Raw genomic sequence first — 820 nt, forward strand, 5'->3', positions numbered from 1 at the left:
AGGTTTCTCCTTGTTGGCACCTTTCGACTTCATGTTTCTTTGCCATTCCACGAGCTTCTGCAGCTCCACTTCATCATGCTTTCGCGCGAAACGCATCATCGCTTCAACATATCCCTGCAGTTGGCCTTTTCCGCCTGCAGAACCTGCCGAAAGTGCATCTATCATGCCACAAAGTTCCTTCCAAGATTGGTCTGGATACAAAAATTCAGTTGCACTGATATGTGCTGCAGCGGCATCAAAAAGTGTCGGAGCGATAGGTTCACGCATGTCTGGAGATACCTGCGAGAGCACTAATTTCACGAAATCCAAGCCTTTTCCCAGTTTTGGCATGGCTGGAGCAGTCTTTGTTGTAATGTCGTAAGTCATTATATTACAGCTTTTTAGATTGAAATTGGATTAACCAAAGCGTTTCAGTTTCAGTTGTTTCAGTTGTTTTTTGAGGGGTACCTATTTCACTCCCTATATATATATTATTGATTATTAATTAGTTATAAGTATTAAAAAGGGGATTTGAAATTTTACTGACCCTCTGAAACACAACTGAAACTGAAACAACTGAAACGCTTGGCTAAAATTCACGCTTCTTCTCCGAGGCCTGTTGCACTATCTACCAGTTTGGCAACCTGCCTCAGTTCTTTGGCAGCTTCCATACAGAATTTAGCGAAAGTGAGTTTCTCGTTGTAGTCTGGGCGATTGAACGTAGGATAGATAGTCCCGTCTGGTTTTCTATTCACGTTGATATACCGTCCCACAAACACGTGTGGGTTACGCTTTACCGGCCATAACGCCTTTGCCACATGCTCCACGAAGAGGTAATGAT

At 43.2% G+C, this 820-nt stretch carries 2 pseudogenes; both read right to left on the reverse strand.

Annotated features, from left to right (window positions below):
- Positions 1-366 (reverse strand): annotated as a pseudogene (locus CIK89_RS05360) (hypothetical protein); the annotation flags it as partial.
- A 209-nt stretch (positions 367-575) separates the two neighbouring features.
- Positions 576-820 (reverse strand): annotated as a pseudogene (locus tag CIK89_RS13485) (hypothetical protein); the annotation flags it as partial.

This window comes from Prevotella sp. P4-119 (genome assembly GCF_002251345.1).
GTDB lineage: Bacteria > Bacteroidota > Bacteroidia > Bacteroidales > Bacteroidaceae > Prevotella.